Consider the following 19,926-nt stretch of genomic DNA (forward strand, 5'->3'; position numbering starts at 1 on the left):
GTCAGAACCGCCCGTCCAGGTGCTCGGCGAGGCGGGCCAACGCCAGGTCGGCGAGCGCGTCGGCGTCGAGGGCGCCGCCGGCCGCGACCACCTCGATCTCCACCGGGAAGTGGTACGCGATGACCGCGCGATCGTCCTCGGCGACCTGCGCGGCCTCCGCCTCGCTACCGGCCGCCGGCAGCACCAACTCACCCGCGTGCACCAGGGCCAGCCCGGTTCGGGTGACCCGGGCGGCACGGCCAGCACCGGTCGCCATTCGCTACCTCCGGTTGATCCTCGTGGGGTTACGGCAGGACGGACTGGTCGCCGGTCTTCGGGTCGACGGTGGCGGCCAGGCTGAAACCGCTGAAGGTCGCCGCGGGAGCGCCGGAGATGGTGGCGGTGGTCGGGGTGGCGCTGGTGATCAGGCAGTCCCGCAGGACGAAGGACGAGAACGCCCAGTCGTCGCCGGTGTGCTCCAGCAGCGCGATGTCGAACAACTCCCCGTCGAGCGCCAGTTTGGTGAGCCGGCCGGCGACGTCCCCGATCGCCTTGACGGTCATCGTGAAGTTCATCGACACCGGCGCGTGGATGACACCCATGTGGGTCACCTCGCACGAGTGCAGCGCCTCGACGTTGAGCGAGAAGGACGGGCTGAACGAGTCGATGGGGCTGATCAGCACCGTCTCGGTGCCCTTGGTGTACTGCACCGCCAGGCGGGTCTTCCACTCCATGGTCTGGTTCCTCCGGGTCAGAACTTGGCCACGAGCGTGACCAGCAGGCGGCTCACGGCCGGGCCGTACGTGACGGTGACGACCAGGTCGACGGTGCGGTCGGCCCGGGCGGCGGTGACGATCGAGGTGTCGGTGGCGGTGCGCGCGACCTCGGGGATGGCGAGGATGTCCAGCACCGGGATCTCGATGGTGTAGTCGTCGATCACCGCCTGCCGCTTGAGGGGGCCGAGGATGCCGTCGACCTGGGTCTTCAGCAGCGTCATGCCGGGCTTGGTGATGCGGGCGTCGCCGACCAGGCCGATCAGGCCGGCGCGGAGCATGAACTCGATCTGGTCGAGGGTGCGTACCAGGTCGACGTGCAGCAGGCTGGCGTCGGAGGTGAACAGCCGCCCGTCGGCGAAGTGCAGGCTCTCCCCGGTGATCAGGGTCGGGTCGATGATCGGGGTGAGGTTCGCCTCGGAGAGCCCCTTGATCTCGGCCGGGCTGTACTGCTTGGCCACCGGGATGGCCACTCCGCGGATCTTCTTGAGCACGATGCTGTGGTGCACGGGAAGTCCGGCCACGGCGGCCATCGCGGCGGTGGCCGCGTCACCGTCCGCGCCCCGGGCGGCGATCATCACCATCCGGCTGGTGCTGCTCTTGAGCGGGTTCGCGGTGGCGGTGATGTCCGCGACGTAGGTGGGGCTCTTGTCGGTAGTCGGGTTGACCATGGCGAACCCGATCCGCCGTTGGCCGGCTGCGGACATCGTCTCCACATGGGCCTTGAGGGCGTGCAGTCCGGTGGGCGCGCCCGCGCCCGCGGGGTTGCCGACGCTCGACTCGTTGGCCAGCGACACCATCGTCACGTCGTCGGCGGCTTCCAGACCGCCGAGCGCGGCGGCGTAGTCGTCACCGGCGACCTTGACCCCGTACACCTTGGCCGGGCGCGGGTCCTGCAGGAACGCCAACTCCAACGAGTTGTAGAGGGCGTTGCGGACCACGTTGCCGGTCTGCCGGCGGGCGAAGTTGGTGACCGCGTCGTCGAGGGTCTCGATCCGGACCGGCGTGTTCGCCGGCGCCGAACCCCCGTCGGCAGTGGACGGCGCCTTGCCCACCACGGCGATGACGCCCGGAGAACGCTGCGCCAGCGGGGCCGGTGGTGGCACGATCCGGACCTCGATGAACGGGAATGCTGCTGTCGGTGCCACGGGTCCTCCCGAAGGTGCTACTGGTCTGAGTTCTCAGGTCGAGACGGCGGCGAGTCCGATGCCGCTGCGGGCGAGCCACTGGCCGGCCCTCGCGAACCGGGCGGCCCGCTTCTGTGCGTCGGTGCCGGTGTCACCGCCGGGCCAACCGTCGTCGTCGAACGTGTCGACGGGGACCACCCAGACGGCGACCACCCGGTGTCGTCGCCGGACGTCGTCAGGTGCCGGCACGTCCAGCCCCAACTCCTCGGCGCGGGCCCGTACCAGGCGGGTCTCGACGAGCAGGTCGGCCAGGGAGAAGCCCTTGTCGCGGACCAGCACGGCGGCGGCGAACGGCAGTGGGCGCGGTGTGGGTGGGGCGGCCGACGGCGCGGCGTAGCGCAGCTTCACGGTGGCCCCGGCGGCCTGTCCGCGCATCCGCGTCACCAGGTCACCGGCGTTCGTGGCGCCGACACCCGCGAGCAGCCGGTCCAGGTGCGCGTCGGTGAACGCGGCCGGTTGGTGCAGCCCGGCCCGCAGTCGGGTCACCAGCCGGGTGCGGCGTTCGGTCTCCAACTGCGCCGGGTCGGCCGGCAACGCGCCCAGGTCGGCGATGATCTGCGGGTCCACGTCGAAGGCGGGCACCGCCACGTCCAAGTCCTCGACCCGGTCCCGGGCGACGCTGGTACGCACCACGAGGCTGCCCCGCCACAACGCGTCGATGCGCAACGCCGAGCCGCCCAGGCCGTGCAGGCGGACCCGCAGTTCGGTACGGCTGGTCCCGCCCGAACCCAGCCACTCCCCCTCGGCCACCGTGACGGGGGCGGCGGCGAAGCCGAGGGTCAGCTCGTCGAAGACCGCAGCGTACGGCGGCGCGACAGGCATCGCCTCGGTGTCGTACGCGGCTTCGACCAGGTGCGCCAGCGACGCGTCGTCGAAGAGCGACGCGCGGGTGCCCGGGTCGGCCAGCCGCACCAGCACCCCGTCGACGAAGTCCACCGCCCGGCCTCCCCGTTGCCCCACGCCGGTGCACGGTGCCCGGCTCGGCACGAGGATCGCGAAGCGCCCGTCACCCGACCGTCACCGCCACCGTCACCGCGCCCGGGTGCCGCCCCGACTGTCGGGAACTGATCACCCACGCAGGCGCGGGCCGAGGCGGACAGGCAGCCGGTGGGCGGAGTTACTGCCGAGCGATATACCTCAGAGTCATATTCATACCTCTGAGTCATATCGCTCGGCGGACCATCCGCCGCCGGACTCCCTCACTCGCCGTGAGCCGTCGTCGACCCCTGTGGCCGGCAACGACTCACCATCTGGCGGCGAGCGCGGTCAGGTGGTCGGCAGGTCCCGTGCCGGCGTGACTGTCTCGCCGGCTTCGTCGCCAGCGGCGCTCCCGTGCCGGCGTGGCTACGGGCATTTCGGGCACTGGTTGTTAGCGTGAAACGCGGATCCGAGGCCGTGGAGGGGTGCCATGACGGACGCCCCCGACGGGAGGCCGAGGCCTGCGGAGCTGTGGCGACGTCGGGGCACTCGTGCGCTGGTCACCGCCCGCGACGGCGGTGTCCGCGGTTGGCGGTGGTGGGCGCGCAACTGGGATCGACTGGTCGCCGCACTCCAGGACGAGGCGCCTGTCGGATCCGGTGCCGCCCCGGCACCCTCCGGCCCCCTCGTCGAGCAACGCGACGCGCCCCGGCTGATCGCCGTCCCCGCCCGGGGCTACGTGTACTCGTTCTACGTCCGCGCCACCTTCGCCTGGTCGTCACCGGCGAGCCTGCGGGCCGAGGTGCTGAGCTGGTACGTGCAGTACTTCCAGCCCAACGCGATCCAGCGGCTGACCCGCCTCGCCGCCGACGCCGCCCGGGACCTGCCACCGCACCGGGCCGCCGACCTGGAGGTGGCGTTGCAGCAGGCGCTGGCCGAAGACCCCCGGTGGCACTACCATCGGGGCGACATCACGCTCACCTGCCGGCCCGACGCCACAGTCCGCCTCGACGAGCGGATCCTGCCGGCGCTCCAACCGCACGTCGACCGCATGGTGGAACTCGAGTACCAGTTCGAGGAGCAGCTCCGCAAAGCCCGGTACGCCGAACACCTGAGCCGCCAGTGGGCGACGATCCTCAACGACGACGCCGACGACCAGGACGTAGCCGACGCCCGCGACCAGATGCTCACCGCACAGCGGGAAGCCGCCCGCTGGATCACCGACCTCCTCCGCCGCAACGGCGACCAACCAACGGACAGCGCCCCGGCGGCCAGGCCGGCGCACGACAGCAGCGTGGCACCGACTCCCCCATGATCAAGTGATGAAAAGTAGCTTCTGGGCCGCCCTCAGAGCTATTTCTCATCACTTGATCATGGTTAGACGGTGTCGGGCCGCGAGGATGGCGAGGGTTTCCTGACGAACCTGGAGCGGATTCGCGGTGAGGCGACGATGCGTGAAGCGGACGACGAGGATTCCGACGGTGGCGAGCAGTGCGTCCCGGCGCAGGTCGATCTCGCGTTCAGCCGGATCGCCGTGGCTGGTAGCGCCGTCCAGCTCGATGTTGACCCGCTCCGCCTCGGCGAACATGTCCAGGTAGAACGTCCGCGCCTCCACCCGCACCCGCGCCTGCCGCACGAACGCGGGCATGCCCGGGCCGGTGAAGACGTGGTCATGGCCCCAGATCTCCAGCACGCTGCGACAACCAGCAACGAGTCGGTCCAGCAGACCGCTAAATTCTCCGCGATCAGGCATCCGAGGCACCTCGGAAAGAGCGGCGACCAGGCGCTGCGGCGTGGTCAGCCGGTCGTTGACCGCACGGATGAGCGGCCCCGACCGGTCGACCGACGGCAGCAGTGGCCAGCAGTCCACCAAGGTTCGGTCAAGCCGGGTGACCGGCAATCCGTTTCGGGTAACGACGTACGGTGGCGCCACCGCGAAGTCGGACCGGTGGCGCACCACGAGTTGGGGGCGATCCCGCAGGCCTGCCCCTCTGGGCAGGTCCAGATACACCGGCTCGTCAGGCGGTTGGCGGCGTAGTCCCCACACGTCGAGCGCGGTGAGCCGACTCAGAGCCGCTCGCCCGCCGGCGTACGCCAGCGCCGCCCGTCGGGCGATGTCGGGTCCGACTCGGGCCAGCAGCGGCAGGTTGGGGTCCGCTTCACGAACCAGCGCGGCGTCAACGTAGATCCCGGGGAGCACCCGGACCATCCGACCTGCCCGGCAGGCACCCTGAAGCGTCCAGGGAGGCACCACGCTGAGCATCTCGTGCCGTGCCACCAGGCCACCGCGTCGATCGAGCAGGGCTTGCAAGCGCGCGTCCACGAGCCCACCGTGCCTCTGACCTCTGTCAGGGCGAGGGCCGCTGTGGACAGCGAACGCATGTGTGGACAGTCACCCAGGCCGCTGCAGGTTGTGGTAGGAGCATTCGCAGGGTAGGCCTTGACCGGGCTCGGATCTTCCCCGGCACTGACGCAACACCCCTGCTACGTCTGACGCCTGAGCAGACGGCCCTGCCGAACCTGTTCGGCGCACACGTCACGTGATCCGTCGTGAAGGGCGTCGCGAGAGACGAACGCCAACCTCCGCGCTCTCCGGTGGCGCTCGGACAGCCTGCCGTGCGTTTTCGCCAGGTCTAACCGCCGAAGCGCAGCGCCTGCCGCAGATTGACGTCCAGGCTCTCGTTGTACTGCGGATCGGGCTCAGCCCCACCAGCGCTGAGGACGGTGCTGAAAAAGCATCGGGCGCCGACCGCGAGGATCACGTGGAAGATGTCCGTGTCATCGAGACCGTGGCCCCGCAGGTCCGCGATGTCGGCTTCGGTGACGGAGTTCGCATCGGCCGCGACCTTGCCGGCGAAGTTGACGACTGCGACCTCCTGCGCGGAGAGACCGGCGCTTCCGTGGTCTGACGCGATGGCGGCCACGGTCGGCGCGTCGAAGAACTTGTCGCGTAGGACCTTCCCATGTGCCAGACCGCAGTAGGAGGATTTCAGGGCCCGGGCTGCGGCGAGGGTCGCCAACTCGTAGCGGCGCAGTTCCATCCCGTCCTTCACCGTACCGTTGAGCTGCTGCCATGCCAGGTACACGGCCGGGCTGTGGGCGAACAACCTGGTGTAGTTGGGCAAATAGCCCATCGCCTTCGCGTCGCTGTCGAACATCCGCTCGGTGTCCGGGAACTGCTCTGCCTGCTGTAAGAAACTCATTCGGCTCCTCCCATGGATGGACCCGGACGGTACGCGGTTGGGACTGCGAACGCTGTCGGGAAATCGGGCGGTCAGCCCCAGAAGATCGCTGTAGGGTCCCGATCGATTTCGTCGAGAAGTTCCCCCACGTTGGCTGTCGGCGGCATCAGGTCGTATCGACGGAACCGGAGGCTACGGTCCCGGTAGTACCGCGTCCAGGTGCCAGTGGTCCTGGTGTACCCGAGGCGCGCGACAGGGAGACGAGTTCCCTCTGACTCCGAGTCGTCATGCCAAAGGGCCCGACACTCGACGATCGTCAGGTGACGGGCCGCCTCCTCACACACGATGCGTACCTGGTCACGGACCCGCTCTGGGATCCGCTGATCGCACCACCGGCGCACACGAGCCGTGTCCGCTTCCGGTAACCCTTGAGGTGCCGCCACTGTGACCTCCCGCCAATCAAACGGCAACCGGGTCAGGAGGCTGCCGGCGAACTTCGATGGGCGTTGACCACCCAGGTGTCCGGCAACGGAAACCAATCGTTGTCACCCACACGCACCATCGCATCGTCCAGCTTGGGCAGCATCGCAGGCAGCAGTCGATCCAGTTTGGGGTGACCTGGCAGCGGGTGCAGCTCCGGGAAGCGCGCGGTGACCCGGTCGACGACGTGCGCCAGCGCCTCCCGCTCGTGCGCGAACTGCGACGGCGTGACCGTCATCCACCAGCCCTCCTGCATCCCAGAGGTCCTAGGGCGAGTTGTTTGCTGGAGGGCGGCCCGCCACCTACTTCGGGGTTTCGGTCCGACCTCTCGTCACGGTTTACCCGCTGGCGGTGCCGCATACCGACCGTCTCCGTTCATCCCGGAAGTCTCAGGTGACGGTGCGGTCGCCTCGTCCCTGAGGATGTCGTCGAGAAGCTTGATGATCTCAGCGGCTTCGTGCTCTTCCAGGGGCTGCCCGACTCGGCCGCTGCGGCGCAGGGCTTCCTCCAGCAGTACGGCCAGGCGCTCGACGTTCGACCGCTCCTCCTTGAGGACGAATGCGTCGAGGACGTTGGCGAGGTCCTGATCGGTGAGGCGGAGGGCGGCGTGCGCCAGTGGGCTCGGGCGTAGGCGATCGATCAGGGCGATCCAGCGTTGAGTCAGTTGGTCGGTCAGTTGGATCCGTCGAACCCGCAACTCGTGCTCGCTCTCCTCCCTGAGCCGCTGCAGGTGGAGGTGCCGGAGTTCGGTCTTCACGTCGTCGTCGAGTTTCACCCGCACCTCTGGCCTGCAGTGCAACACGACACCCTGGCGCTCGTAACGTCGGCGAGCGCGAGACAGCTCACGGTTGAGCTGAACCTCCAGGGCGCCTGCCTGGTGAGGATGGAAATGCCGAGCGAGATCCGCCGCCTTGTGTTCGACGTCCCGACGGGCGAGGTCCGCGAACTGGAGCGACCACGCACCGAGCTGATCCTCCCTCAAACCCTCCGAGTACCAGGTGAGAATCACATGTATTTCAAACGAGAAGACATAGCCCCGAGCTGACACGATGACCGGCCTGGGGTGACGGCGGCGTTGAGTCAGGTCGGGTGCCGGCGGTCGGTCCCAATAGTCAAACGCCGCTCCAAATCGGGTCAGCAGCCGGCGAAAAGCGCTCGCACCCTGGTGCGGTTCCGACTTCGGGGAGACCTGGTTCTCGACGGTCATGGTGGCTCCTGGATCAGGCGAGGGAAGGGGATGTCGTTGAGGCCTTGGACAGCCAGTAGTTCAGCCGGGAGCGGATCGCGGGCTCAGCGGCAAGCCTCATCGCGAGCGCTCGGACCGGCTCCCTGAGCCGGGCGTCGCTGGCACCGCTGCGTAACCAGGCCGCCAGACGCCGCCACGCGGCGACGGAGCACCCAGGATCGAGGAGTACTACTTGCCACAGTGTGGCCACCCGATCGACCATGGATGGTTGGGACTCCAGGAGAGCCACGAGCTGATCAACTCGCTCGGTGAGTGGCTCCTCCAACCAGTTCAGGAAGGCATGGGTGGCTCCCGCGCGGAGAGTCACGTCGTGGCTGTCGAGCCACCAGGCAAGGACGTTGATCGTCCATGCGCTGCCGTACTTTCGCGACAGATTTTCGATCGCGTCCGTGACGGTCCAAATGGACGATGCGTTGGCATTCGCTGCCACGGCAGTGAGGGCCCGCGCGGTCTGGGAGGGGTGACGTGGTGTATAACCCATCCCCCACACCATCGCTGCGGTGTCCCGTTCGAGCGCCGACCTGGAGTGGGCGAGCCATTCGAGCTTCCTACCCACGTCTGCCCTGACCTGAGAGCTCAACGTCAAACCAACCGCCACCGCACCGTCCAGGTTTGCGGCGGAAGCCATGGCGGCTGCGGCTGCCTTCCGTCTTCCACGCTTCCGATCCCTCGCCCATCGCCGAATCACTTCCTCGTAGACCTGCTCGAAGTCATGAGTGGCAAAGATCGCGGCGGCGACTGCAGCGCAATTGCTGAAACCTGGGGCAGGATGTGCGGCGAGTTCGTCGACCCACTCGATGAGAGCAGGGCGGGTGTTGTCGAAATCGTTCCAGGCAACGTCGAGGATCGCCCTCACCATCTCGGGCTTGATGTGGGCCACTCGCGCCGTCGTATGCGGAGACTCCCCATCCGTGGCTCTGTCGTGCCAGTCCGCCCCGAGTTCCTGGCCCAGAAGAGCCGGCATGTCGTTGAGCAGCGCGGGCCGACCGATAGTCGGCTCATTGAAGAGCCGATCGAGCTTTCCGAGTAGCAGACCAGCGCCCTCTGAAACCCGCGCCATGGATTGGCCAGCAAACACGGCATAGGCGATCCGCAGGGCTCGTCGATGCTGTACGGGCCTGTTCTGAAACACCGCCTCCTTGTCCTCGGGCAGCAAGAGAATCTGGCGCGCCTTATCCCGGTACCGCTTGTTCTCAGACGGCAAAAGAGCCACAAGGCCACGAGCGTCTGCGGGGATTTCACGCGCGATTGTCTCCGCATGCAGAACGCACTCACTGGGCCTGGTCAGCAGATCGATTAACCTGCACACCTCTGGTGTGAGCATCCGGACGGTGTACGCTCTCCCGCAACTGCGATCACAATCGACGCAGTTCCCAACACATTTTTCTCGCAGGTAATACAAGAGGTGCTGGCGGAAGACGTCAACACGCGAGACTGGTGAGTGATGGAACACCTCCGCTCGGTGGCGGGAAGCCTCGGGTTCCTCTGCGTCCCGGATGATGATCCCACTACATTCGTTCTCGTGAAACACCGCCTCGACGGACCGGACAGCGGTTCGGACTTGCCGACCGCCAACCTTGACGATGTAACCGACACCTTTCTTCAGAAATTCGGGCTGCTCTCGGATTAACCGAACATCATCCACGCCGGGAGGTACCACAATCTCCATGACCTCCTCAGATCCGAGATGCTCTGCGAGGGCGACACACGCCGCCGTCGAACGACCGCTGCCCACCGGGCCGGCAAGTCCCACTACCGGATAACGACGCAACCGATCCTGCAACTCACTGAAGTGGGCTGGCCGTACGAAGGTGTTGCGCCTAGCCGTCAGATCACTGATTCGGTCGGCGAAGAACCTGGGCTTCGAGCTGCCCTGCGCGAAATTCAAATTTCCGATGACGGTTGCGCGATCACCGAAGGCACTGGGGCCAGCGTTAGTCAGGTCCTCGAAACGGAACTCGCTCCCCCTGCGCGACGTGAAAGAGCGGAGGGTGGGATTGGAGCGGATGAAGTCGTCGGCCGAGTCGCGATCATCATTTCGTTCGTCGGATACGTCTGACGGTTCCTCCGGATCGCGATGGCCTCTGTCATCCACGTTTACCTCTCGCCGCGTGCCCTGCTTCAGAACAGGCGGCGACTCCGCAGGATCTGGGCTGCGCGGCACAGCGGGTCCAGCCGGATCGGCGGCTGGCTCGGGTGCAGGCGCACCCGCCCGGCCCGGCCCGGTTGCGGAATCTGGGTTCACTGCCGCCCCTGCCCATCCGCGCGGTCACTCTCCGCACCCCATGCCCGGCCATGATCGCCGAAGATGGTCGGGCCGTGGTTGACTACCGAGCCGAAGGCGAAGCGGCTTCCACCCGGCGGGTCGACTTGCGCTCGCTCAGCACCGCCCGAGGCAGGCCGAGGGGCCGGAGTGGAGAAATCCACGGAGGCGGCCGTCGCCGCGTTGACATTCTCATCGGGGACGAAAATCCAAGCCTCGTCGTCGAACGATTTGACGCGAACGCTGACGCGACCGTAACGCTCCCGTCGTATCCCGCTGTACGACTGACTCACCACGTCCCGGTAGATCGTCGAGGACACGATCATCGCTGCCGCCGCCGCGGGGAATGACGCTAGCGCATCCTTCAGTGCGGGTGCCTCAACCAGACGAGCCGCAGTCACCACTGCTGATCCGGCGTAGCCGTTCTCGGTCCTGGTCACAAGTCCCTGATGGAACGCAACCCGCATCCGCACCTGCGCGTGCGCACCGGCATTGCGGTTGTGGTCGCGGAGGATCCTGTCCATCGCTGGTACCAGGTCGGCAATAAGCCGAGGTTCAGCCGTCCCGAGGGGGAAGAGCGCGAGCTCCCCATCGCCGGAAGATTGGATCTCCCAGCCGTCCCGATCAAGGCCGCACTGCTCGGCCGCCCGCCGCATGAGTGGGCGAAAGTTCGTCTGGGCGTTGACCTGGCCAGCGTCGTCGTGCCGGCTGTAGCTCTCCATGTCGACGAACATGATCAATCTGCGGTCTGGCTGCAACGTTGCCATCTTGCGTCCCTCACGCTCGGCGGGTCCTGGTCATGTCACTTATAGCGATGGCCGGCGGCGGGAAACCCGTCGAAGTACGGGTTGTCAGGAAGTAGATGAGCCTCTGTCAGATTGGCGAGATCCCATACTCTTACGGACATCGTCCGCACCATGTTTCGTTCACTGGATGCATGACCATCTCATCGCGCCAGGCGAAATGCCGACGGTCCGACATGGATGTGGAGCGCGCACTCGCCACGATCCGCCTACACCAGGACGCCATCCGACATGCCGATGCCAAGATCTCTCGGCTGTTCGCCTTCCACGGCTCGGTGGTGGCTCTCCTTGTCAGCAAGGCACCGGTGGTCTTCCACGGCATCGCGGGTTCCTCCGTCCTCTCCATGGTCGTCCACGGAGTCGCATTGCTCTTCGTGATCACTCTCCTGATCGCGGCCCGGCACCTCGCCATCGGCTTCAGACCACAGACGTCCGGGCCTCGCTCGCCCAACAGGTTCGGATTCCCGACGCTGCGGGCCGCCCGCATCGCGCCGCCAAGACTCAACGCTGCTCGGGAGGCTACCGAAGCATGGTTTCTGGTGAAGGTCCTCGCAAACGTCGCACTCGAGAAGCACCGGCGGGTGCAGGCGGCGATGCCATGGAGCGCGGCGGCGAGTTGCGCCGCCACTGTTTGGCTGGCCCTTGGCATGCTGATTGCTTGAAAGGAGCAGTGCAGGGCTTCTCCCACGATCTCGAATCGGAAATACTTGCAGCCGCTGAGTGCCCGTGCTTCATCCGAGATGGGCAGGGTCGCCGCTGACGAACGGGGTGTTGAGGTGCGACGCAACGAAGAGCAGCCGCCTAAGAGCCTTCGATGGCCTCCTGGCACTCTGCTCGGCTGCCTCAGCCCGAAGACAAGAGCCAGCCTTCTCGCGCTGGGAACAAGCGTCTCGGTTAAGGCCGGAGACCACATCCTGCGGGAAGGCACCACCGGCAGTCACCTGATACTGCTCAGGGAAGCCGTAACGAAGGTAACCGTCAACATGGCGGATGGCCGCCAGACGCTCCTGGCCATCCGGGTCTCCGGTGACCTTGTCGGCGAGATCTCCGCGCTCAATGACACCCCGCGAACCGCGACGGTCACAGCTTGCGGTGCGGGATTAGTTACCGTTATTCACAAGCGAGAGTGGCATCCGTTCCTACACGACCAACCGGAGGCGGCGCTTGCCCTGGCGAGGACCACCGCCGCGCGCTTCCGGTGGGCAAACCGCCGCCGAGTCGACTTCACCGCCTACCCGGCAAAGATCCGCCTGGCACGTGTTCTCGCTGAACTCTCGGCGGCGCACGGTGAGGCCGTCGGCGACGGACGCACCGTCGGCGTGACGCTGACTCAGCCAGAGTTGGCGTCACTCTGCGGTGCTGCGGAGCCGACGGTCGAAAAGGCTCTCCGTGAACTAAGGCGGGCGGGAGTCATCCGAACCGGCTACCGTCAGATCGTCGTCCACGATCTGGCACACCTACAACGAGTCGGCCGCTTGGGAAACAGCGGTCAGCATTGGTCCGCCAGTGCCAACTGACGCCCGTGTGGCTCGCAGTCACCGACCCGCGCATCCAACCAGGCGATCCGGTCCAGTCGAACCACGAGCTCATGTCAACTGGGCGCGCGTCCCCCGTACTCGCGGGTCAACGCGCACTTGCATCACAGGCTGTTGACGGCTTGGGAGACGCGCAGAACGGCATCGGCGACGGCGGTCACCGTTCCGGCACCGGCCAGCAGAGCCGGTAGCAGGCTGCGGATGCCCTCCACGTTGGGTCGCGGCTCGGCGGCGTAAGCCGCTGCCGTGCCCGCCAACTGTGTCAGCCGGTCGGCCTCGCGGACTTCCGTCCGGTGCTTCGCGATCTCCTCGATCAGGGCGGCGACGAGCCCGGCGAGGTCCGAGCCTCGGCTGAAGTCGTTGCTCCGGTTGTGCACCTGCGCGTGGTCCCCGAAGACGTTCGCCTCGCCGCTGATGTCACCGCTGAAGTTGAACTGGCTCATCTACTCATCCTTCCGGCCGGATCCGCAGAACCAAAGCAGAACACCAAGCGATCAATCCGACTCGTCAAAGCGATCGACATTCGACACCCGCCCGTGGTTCCCGAAGATGTTCCCCCGGCCGGACACTTCCCCGATGTTGGTGATGTTGTTGATGATCCGCTGTCGTCCGGCGACCAGCTCGGACGTGTCGATTCCCTTGTCCCGCAGAAAACCGACCAGGCAGTCGATCACGCCTCGTTGCATTCGCAACAGACAGTCACGCACATCCGCGACTTCGAAATAGTTCTCGATGCTCGTGGTCGCCGCCAGTTCCCGGACGCTGAACGCCGCCCCGTAGTCGTAGCGTCGACCCTCCTGGAGCGCCTCGTAGTGATGCCGGGTCCGGTCATCGTGCGCCTCGTCCAGATCGATGCCCCGGTACGAGCGCAGGAACAGCTCGGCAACGTAGGTGCGCCACGCCGCGACGGCGAGGGCCGACGTGGTGGAGCGCCCGTGCAACGGGCTCAGATCATCGTCGAACAGCCCGTAGAACCCTGTGGCGGGCGCTGAGCCGCGGAGGATGGGCGGCAGGACGAACGCGGCGAACTCGCAGGACAGAATGCCCTGTTCGAGGGTGTAGCGGACGAAGAGGGTGACGACTATCTCGCCACCAACAAGGCTCTTGGCCAGGCACACATACGTCCTGGCCTGCTCTCCGGGCGCGTCGCTGCCCAGATCGACCCAGGTCTTGTCCAGCCGGGAGGGCGGGCGTACCTCGTCGGGATGGAACAGGCCCTCACAATCCGGCAGGACGTCCCCCCGCACATAGATCCGCTTGGTCACCTCGATGCCGCTCAGGCCGAGCCGTGACCGAGCGAGCCGTATCAGATCGTCGTGCAGCTCTCGGATGGAGAAGGTCGCTGGTGGTTTCGTATCGTCTTTTTCCCTGCTGCGGCTGACGTCGACGGGTGGCAGGGCCCATCGGCCGATCTCGGTGCCGCTGCCGACGAACGGGCTGCCCGCGGCACCGTCGAAGACGATCATGTTGGCGTCCTGCAGGGCGGCAAGCTCCTCTTCCAGGTCGGATTCGACCTCTGGCACCTGGGCGGCCAGAGCCTTTCCCTCCACCATGGTGGCGATCGCCGCCGCGCGGGTTTCCTGAAGACTGAGGAACGTCGTGCGCCATCCGACTCCGCACGCGACAGCTATGAGAGGCAGCGAGAGCATCGACGTCACCGGACCGTCGCGCCAGAGGAGGAAGAGGCCGATCGCGACCAGGCCGAGCAACGAATAACGCGTCATCGCGACCGAGCCGTACAGCTTTCGCCAATGGGTGTCGGCCGCCTGGGCGTGCCGCACCACCGCAACCGCATCCACCCCGAAAGGAGGACACCACGCCTTGGGGTTGTCGATGCTGTAATGCAGCAACACGTGCGCAGCCAGCGGCGGACGCAGGTGCATGGCGCAGCACAACTCCCGGCTGGCCAGGTCTTTCGGCACCGAGGGCAGCGCCGACCCCCCACTGGAACGGTTGCTCACCCTGTCGGCAACGCCTTTCGCACTGACACTTCTGGAGATTGACGATGCCATGCCGGGACCGTAGTTCCCGCGCCGTCAATTCGCTGTCCGTAATCTTGCAGTGCCCGGTCGTCAGCCTCCATTCGCGAGTATGTCCGGCCTCGCGGCGGAGGGCGTCCACCCGGAAGCTGCGTCAGGCGCGCCTCAGCTCGGCACGTCGCGACGGCGGAAGGCTGCCACTCCGACGGCGAGGAGCACCGCGGCGACCGCCGTCAGCACCACCAGGGGCAGCGCCGCCGGGTCGACCGCGGGCACGGACGGCACATGGGTGTACGGCGAGAGGTCGAGCGCGGCCTGGGGCAGCTTCAGCACCGCACCGAGTTGCCCGAGCAGCAGGAAGACCAGCAGGACCGTCCAGGACAGCACCACCGACCAGCGGGGCAGCAGCCCGAACAGGGTGGTCACCACCCCGGCCACCACGAGCAGGGCGGGCAGTCGCAGCAGCGCGGCACCGCCCAGGCCGAGGGCCTGGCCGAGCGGGTCGTCGGTGACGAGGCCGTAGCCGAGCCCGGTGGTCAGGCCGGCGAGCAGCAGCAGCGCGACCGCGCCGAGGGTCGCGGCGAGCACCTGGGTGCCGAGCCAGCGGGTACGGCTGACGGCGGTGGCGAGCACGGCTTCCAGGACACCGTCGGCTTCGTCGCCGCGTACCCGCAGGAGCGCCTGCACCACGTACGCCCCGATGGTCAGCGCGAAGAGCCCGAGCATCGCTGCCAGGTACGCGTCGACCAGAGCTCCGCCGCCGCCCATCGCGTTGATGGCGTCGGCGGCGGCCGGGTTCTGGTCGATCATGGCGTTGAACTCGTCGGCGGCGATGCCCATGGAGAACCCGAGTACGGCCAGGCCGACCGCCCAGCCGAGCAGCGTGCCGCGTTGCATGCGCCAGGCCAGGCCGGCGGGGCTGAGCAGTCGCGGCGCGGCGTTTGCCGGTCCGCGTCGGGGTGCGATCAGCCCGGCGCCCTGGTCGCGGCGCTCCGCGAGGGCGTACGCCACGGCCACGCCGGCGAGCAGCAGCGCGACCGGGAGAGCGAGCACCCACCAGCGTTCACCGCCGAAGGCCCGCACCTGGTTGCCCCAGCCGAGCGGGGAGATCCACGAGGGCCAGGCGCTCTGCACGCGGGTGCCGTCGGCGCTCTGTTCGCCGAGTACGTCACCGGCGGCGCGCAGGACGAAGGAGATCCCGACGGTGGCGGCGGCGAGCGCGTTGGCGCCCCGGGAGGTGACGGAGAGCTGGGCGGTGACCGCGGCGATCGCGGTGAAGGCGACACCGACGCCGCCGATCGCGCCGGCCGCCGCGACGGAACCGGCGAGCGGCAGGCCGGCGCCGACCAGCGCGAACACCAGCAGTACGGCAGCGAGGGTGTTCGCCGCGACGATGACGAGCAGCGCGGCGGTGAGCGGCGCGTACCGGCCGACCACCGAGGCGCCGAGCAGCTCCGCCCGGCCGGTCTCCTCGTTCTGCCGGGTGTGCCGGGTCACCGCGAAGGTGCTCAGCAGGGCGACGATCAGGGCCAGCGTCACGTACGTCTCGGCGACCACGACGGCACCGAGGTCGGTGCCGGCGATCGGACCGTTGAACGCGCGGGCGACGAGGCTGGACGCGGAGGTGGCGGCGTAGCCCTGGCGCGCTGTCTCGTCCGGGTAGATGCCGGCGACGCTGCCGGCCAGGGCGTAGCCGAGCAGCGGCGTGCCGAGGACCCAGATGGCGAGCCGGATCCGGTCGCGGCGCAGCACGAGCCGGGCCAGCAGGGCCGTGCCGGTGAGGGCGCTCATCGGGCACCGGCCTGCGGGGCGTCAGCCGGCGAGTCGGTGTCGGAGGCACCAACGGCCGGAGCACCAGGCGACGCGGCAGCGGCGGCCGGACCGGCGACCGGCCCAGCAGCATCGACCGGACCAGCAGCATCGACCGGCCCGGCACCGGCCGCGGGGTCGTCACCGTAGTGGCGCAGGAAGAGCTGTTCCAGCGTGGGCGGGGTGCTGGTCAGGGCGCGGACGCCGGAGCGGACGAGCTGACCGAGCAGCTCGTCGAGGTGCGCCGGCTCGACCTCCAGGTGGGTACGCCCGTCGACCTCGTGCACGTCGTGCACACCGGGCAGCGCGTCGAGGCCGGTGAGCGGACGTGCGGTCTCGACGGTGACCGCCGTGCGGGTGAGGTGGCGCAGCTCGGCGAGGGTGCCGGACTCGACGGTGCGGCCCTCGCGGATGATGCTGACCCGGTCGCAGAGGGCTTCGACCTCGGCGAGTACGTGGCTGGAGAGCAGCACTGTCGCGCCGGCCTGCTTGACCCGTCGGACCTCGTCCTGGAACACCGCCTCCATCAGGGGGTCGAGGCCGGAGGTGGGCTCGTCGAGCACGTACAGCTCCACCGCCGAGGCGAAGGCGGCGACGATGGCGACCTTCTGCCGGTTGCCCTTGGAGTACGTGCGGCAGCGGCGGGTCGGGTCCAGGTCGAAGCGTTGCAGCAGCTCGTCGCGGCGTCGCCGGTCGAGGCCGCCGCGGAGCCGACCGAACAGGTCGATGGCTTCTCCGCCGGTGAGGTTGGGCCAGAGGCTGACGTCGCCCGGCACGTACGCCAGCCGGCGGTGCAGGCGGACCGCGTCGCGCCACGGGTCGGCCCCGAGCACCTGGGCGTCTCCGGAGTCGCGGCGGAGCAGCCCGAGCAGGATCCGGATGGTGGTGGACTTACCGGAGCCGTTGGGCCCGAGGAAACCGTGCACCTCCCCCTGCTCGACGCGCAGATCCAGCCCGTCGAGTGCCCGGATCGCGCCGAAGGTCTTGACCAGGTTGCCGATCGAGATGACGGGCATCGCCCCTCCTGCCGTTGGCTGCGTCGACCATCACCACTGTACTGACCGATGGTCAGTCGATTCAACGGGGATGTCGCCCACCGGTCAGGACGTGGCTAGGCTGGCCGGCATGACCGCCGAGCCCGGGGACGACACCCACACCCGGATCCTGCGCGCCGCGCTCGACCTGTTCGCCGAGCACGGTTACCAGCGCACCTCGCTGCGGCAGATCGCCGAACGGTTACGGCTGACCAAGGCCGCGATCCTGTACCACTTCCCGGCCAAGGAACACCTTCTCTCCGCGCTGGTCGAGCCGTTGTTGGCCGATCTGGAGGCGTTGCTCGACACCGCGCGGGCGCAGCCCGTGGAGCAGGCGCGGTGGACGGTGCTGGAGGGTTGGGTGGATGTCATGCTCGCCCACCGCCGACCCCTCGGCATGCTGTTCCACGACATCGCGCTGGTCGGTCGCGGTGACACGTACCACCGCCTGATGGAGATCGCGATGCGGGCCAACGACCTCATCGCCGGGCCGGACGCCGGACGGCGGGAGCGGGTCCTGGCGACGCAGGCGGTGGCGGCGTGCAGCGATCCGATCGTCTTCTTTGTCGACGTGCCCGACGAGGTGCTGCGCGCCGACATGCTCGACGGCGTACGCCGACTGCTGACGCCGGCCGCCGCCGTACCCGAGCGGGACGGGACCACGGCGGCGCCGGCGCGCGGCACCGCACTGGGCGCGGCCCCGACGAGCGGGAGCCGGCGGCGGCCGGGACGACCGCGGGCGCTGGGTCGGGAGCAGGTGGAGACGGCCCGGCGGATGCACGCGGCGGGCACCCACTCGGTGGATGCCATCGCCGCCACGCTGGGTATCTCGCGGGCCACCGTCTACCGACACCTCGAATCGGAATAATGAGACGGTTTTAGCGACGATTTCGAGACGGTTGTGAGCGGACCGGTCAGGCGGCCAGTGTGGCGTAGCGGCCGTTGCGGTCCAGCAGGCTGTCGTGGGTGCCGGCCTCGACGATGCGGCCGTGGTCGAGCACCGCGATCTGGTCGGCGTCCCGGACGGTGGAGAGCCGGTGGGCGATGGTGATCGTGGTCCGGCCTTCGGCGAGCACGTCGAAGGCGCGTTGCACGGCGCGCTCGGTCTCGGTGTCCAGCGCGCTGGTGGCCTCGTCGAGGACGAGGATGCGCGGGTCGCGCAGCAGGGTGCGGGCGATGGCGAGCCGCTGCTTCTCGCCGCCGGAGAAGCGGTGGCCGCGGGAGCCGACCATGGTGTCGTACCCGTCGGGCAGTCCGGCGATCAGGTCGTGGATCTGGGCCGCGCGGGCGGCGTCCTCGATCTCCGCGTCGGTGGCGTCCGGCCGGGCGTAGCGCAGGTTCTCCCGGACGGTGGTGTGCAGCAGGTACGTCTCCTGGCTGACCACGCCGACGATCGCGGCCAGGTCGGCCAGGCGCAGGTCGCGCAGGTCGACGCCGTCGACGGTGATCCGGCCGGCGGTCGGGTCGTGCAGCCGGCTGACCAGCCCGGCGAGGGTGCTCTTGCCGGATCCGGTCTCCCCGACCAGGGCGAGGCTGGTGCCGGCGGGCACGTCCAGTGTGATCCCGGCGAGGGCGGCGGTGTCGTTACCGGGGTAGCCGAAGGTGACGTCCTCCAGGCGCAGGTGGCCGCGCACTCGGGCGGGGTCGAGGCGGACCGGCTCGGCGGGGTCGGCCACGTCGACAGGGAGGTCCAGGTATTCGAAGATCCGGGCGAACAGCGCCAGCGACGCGGTGAGCGAGACACCCACGTTGAGCAGACCCATCAGCGGCCGGAACAGGCCGCCCTGCAGGGCGGTGAAGGCGACCAGGGTGCCGATGCTCAACGTCCCGGCGGTGCCGGGCAGCCCGGCGGCGAGGTAGATGACCGCCGGCACGGCGGCGAAGATGATGCTCATCGAGGCCATCCGCCAGCGGCCGGCCAGCTCGCTGCGCAGCTCCAGGTCGACCAGGCGGGCCGAGGAGGCGCTGAACCGCTCGATGAGCGCCGGCCCGGTGCCGAGGGTCTTTGCCAACTGGATGCCGCTGATCGAGAGCCCTTCCTCGACAGTGACGTTGAGGTCGGCGAGTTCGCGTTGCCGCTGGGCGGTGATCTCCCGGCGCATCCGGGCGACCCGGCGGGTCAGCCAGACGGCGGGCGGCAGCACCACGAGCGAGACGAGGGAGAGCTGCCAGGAGAGGGCCACCATGGCGACCGCGGTGGCGACCACGGTGGTGAGGTTGGCCGCGACGGCGGTGGCGGTGGAGGTGACGACCGACTGCATGCCGCCGATGTCGTTGGTGATCCGGGACTGCACCTCGCCGGTGCGGGTGCGGGTGAAGAAGCCCAGCGACTGGCGCTGGAGGTGACTGAAGACGTCGGTGCGCAGCCGGTGCATGACCTGCTGGCCGACCTGGGTGGAGATCCACGTCTGCACGACGCCGAGGGCGGAGGTCACAGCCGCCACGGCGACCATGCCGAGGACCAGCCAGACCAGCAGTGTCACGTCGCCCTGCGGTAGCGCGCGGTCGATGACGGCACGCAGCAGGAACGGGCTGGCCATCGCGATGATCGAGGAGAGCACGATGATCGCGGTGACGGCGGCGAGCGCGGGCCGGTGGCTGGTGAACAGGCGGCCGATCCGGCGTAGGGAGACCTGGCGGGCCTGCGTCTTCTCTTCGGCGCTGACGCTGCGGTGGCCGCGGTCGCGGCCCATGGGGGTGGGTTCCAAGGAGCAACTGCCTTTCGGTCGACGACATTA

The 19,926-nt window shown here is 68.4% G+C and carries 19 protein-coding genes and 1 pseudogene; 4 read left to right on the forward strand and 16 right to left on the reverse strand.

Annotated elements, in window-relative coordinates; genetic code table 11:
* Position 1: 1 nt before the first annotated feature.
* Genes O3438_RS06880 through O3438_RS06895 form a run of 4 tightly spaced genes read right to left on the reverse strand, consistent with a single transcriptional unit; the run spans position 2 to position 2,899 of the window.
* Positions 2-256 carry a hypothetical protein gene (locus tag O3438_RS06880; protein ID WP_269679131.1) on the reverse strand — a complete coding sequence of 85 codons (255 nt, stop codon included), beginning with the start codon at positions 254-256 and terminating at the stop codon, positions 2-4.
* A gap of 28 nt (positions 257-284) precedes the next feature.
* Positions 285-713, reverse strand: a complete 429-nt coding sequence (locus O3438_RS06885; protein WP_269679132.1) for a hypothetical protein — start codon at positions 711-713, stop codon at positions 285-287.
* Between the two features lie 17 nt (positions 714-730).
* Positions 731-1,900 carry a hypothetical protein gene (locus O3438_RS06890; protein WP_269679133.1) on the reverse strand — a complete coding sequence of 390 codons (1,170 nt, stop codon included), beginning with the start codon at positions 1,898-1,900 and terminating at the stop codon, positions 731-733.
* Positions 1,901-1,933: 33 nt separating this feature from the next.
* The gene (locus O3438_RS06895) at positions 1,934-2,899 is read right to left on the reverse strand and encodes a hypothetical protein (RefSeq protein WP_269679134.1); all 966 of its coding nucleotides are present in this window, start codon (positions 2,897-2,899) and stop codon (positions 1,934-1,936) included.
* A gap of 448 nt (positions 2,900-3,347) precedes the next feature.
* Between O3438_RS06895 and O3438_RS06900 the strand changes: the two genes are divergently transcribed.
* Positions 3,348-4,172: a hypothetical protein gene (locus tag O3438_RS06900; RefSeq protein ID WP_269679135.1), complete on the forward strand. Its 825-nt coding sequence runs from the start codon at positions 3,348-3,350 to the stop codon at positions 4,170-4,172.
* Between the two features lie 48 nt (positions 4,173-4,220).
* Here the strand turns inward: O3438_RS06900 and O3438_RS06905 are convergent, their stop codons facing one another.
* The 7 genes from O3438_RS06905 to O3438_RS06930 form a co-directional block, all read right to left on the reverse strand.
* Positions 4,221-5,180, reverse strand: coding sequence for a DUF559 domain-containing protein (locus tag O3438_RS06905; protein ID WP_269679136.1), 960 nt, complete (start codon positions 5,178-5,180; stop codon positions 4,221-4,223).
* A 310-nt stretch (positions 5,181-5,490) separates the two neighbouring features.
* The gene (locus O3438_RS06910) at positions 5,491-6,015 is read right to left on the reverse strand and encodes a peroxidase (RefSeq protein WP_269679137.1); all 525 of its coding nucleotides are present in this window, start codon (positions 6,013-6,015) and stop codon (positions 5,491-5,493) included.
* Positions 6,016-6,131: 116 nt separating this feature from the next.
* Positions 6,132-6,482 carry a DUF3024 domain-containing protein gene (locus tag O3438_RS34310; RefSeq protein ID WP_442929573.1) on the reverse strand — a complete coding sequence of 117 codons (351 nt, stop codon included), beginning with the start codon at positions 6,480-6,482 and terminating at the stop codon, positions 6,132-6,134.
* A 32-nt stretch (positions 6,483-6,514) separates the two neighbouring features.
* Complete coding sequence (locus tag O3438_RS06915; protein WP_269679138.1) at positions 6,515-6,775, reverse strand: hypothetical protein; 261 nt, start codon at positions 6,773-6,775, stop codon at positions 6,515-6,517.
* 75 nt (positions 6,776-6,850) lie between these two features.
* A complete protein-coding gene (locus O3438_RS06920) occupies positions 6,851-7,726 on the reverse strand; it encodes a hypothetical protein (RefSeq protein ID WP_269679139.1) in 876 nt (291 codons plus the stop codon).
* A 13-nt stretch (positions 7,727-7,739) separates the two neighbouring features.
* A complete protein-coding gene (locus O3438_RS06925; RefSeq protein ID WP_269679140.1) occupies positions 7,740-9,860 on the reverse strand; it encodes a hypothetical protein in 2,121 nt (706 codons plus the stop codon).
* A 146-nt stretch (positions 9,861-10,006) separates the two neighbouring features.
* Entirely contained in the window at positions 10,007-10,795 is a 789-nt protein-coding gene (locus O3438_RS06930) for a hypothetical protein (RefSeq protein ID WP_269679141.1), read from the reverse strand.
* Between the two features lie 170 nt (positions 10,796-10,965).
* Here O3438_RS06930 and O3438_RS06935 point away from each other — a divergent pair, with 170 nt between their 5' ends.
* A complete protein-coding gene (locus tag O3438_RS06935) occupies positions 10,966-11,493 on the forward strand; it encodes a hypothetical protein (protein ID WP_269679142.1) in 528 nt (175 codons plus the stop codon).
* A 114-nt stretch (positions 11,494-11,607) separates the two neighbouring features.
* A complete protein-coding gene (locus O3438_RS06940) occupies positions 11,608-12,348 on the forward strand; it encodes a Crp/Fnr family transcriptional regulator (RefSeq protein WP_269679143.1) in 741 nt (246 codons plus the stop codon).
* Positions 12,349-12,470: 122 nt separating this feature from the next.
* Here O3438_RS06940 and O3438_RS06945 read toward each other — a convergent pair whose 3' ends face one another.
* The 4 genes and pseudogenes from O3438_RS06945 to O3438_RS06960 form a co-directional block, all read right to left on the reverse strand.
* Positions 12,471-12,809: a hypothetical protein gene (locus O3438_RS06945; RefSeq protein WP_269679144.1), complete on the reverse strand. Its 339-nt coding sequence runs from the start codon at positions 12,807-12,809 to the stop codon at positions 12,471-12,473.
* A gap of 51 nt (positions 12,810-12,860) precedes the next feature.
* Positions 12,861-14,378: a hypothetical protein gene (locus O3438_RS06950; protein WP_269679145.1), complete on the reverse strand. Its 1,518-nt coding sequence runs from the start codon at positions 14,376-14,378 to the stop codon at positions 12,861-12,863.
* 132 nt (positions 14,379-14,510) lie between these two features.
* Positions 14,511-16,136, reverse strand: coding sequence for an ABC transporter permease (locus O3438_RS06955; protein WP_269679146.1), 1,626 nt, complete (start codon positions 16,134-16,136; stop codon positions 14,511-14,513).
* A gap of 125 nt (positions 16,137-16,261) precedes the next feature.
* Positions 16,262-17,170: pseudogene (locus O3438_RS06960) on the reverse strand (ABC transporter ATP-binding protein); the annotation flags it as partial.
* Positions 17,171-17,279: 109 nt separating this feature from the next.
* Between O3438_RS06960 and O3438_RS06965 the strand changes: the two are divergent.
* On the forward strand, positions 17,280-18,056 hold the full coding sequence (locus O3438_RS06965) for a TetR family transcriptional regulator (RefSeq protein WP_269679147.1): 777 nt from the start codon (positions 17,280-17,282) through the stop codon (positions 18,054-18,056).
* Positions 18,057-18,102: 46 nt separating this feature from the next.
* Here O3438_RS06965 and O3438_RS06970 read toward each other — a convergent pair whose 3' ends face one another.
* Positions 18,103-19,881 (reverse strand): ABC transporter ATP-binding protein, encoded by a 1,779-nt coding sequence (locus tag O3438_RS06970; RefSeq protein ID WP_269683589.1) that lies wholly within the window; start codon positions 19,879-19,881, stop codon positions 18,103-18,105.
* Positions 19,882-19,926 lie beyond the last annotated feature (45 nt).

The organism is Micromonospora sp. WMMC250 (assembly GCF_027460215.1).
Taxonomy (GTDB): domain Bacteria; phylum Actinomycetota; class Actinomycetes; order Mycobacteriales; family Micromonosporaceae; genus Micromonospora; species Micromonospora taraxaci.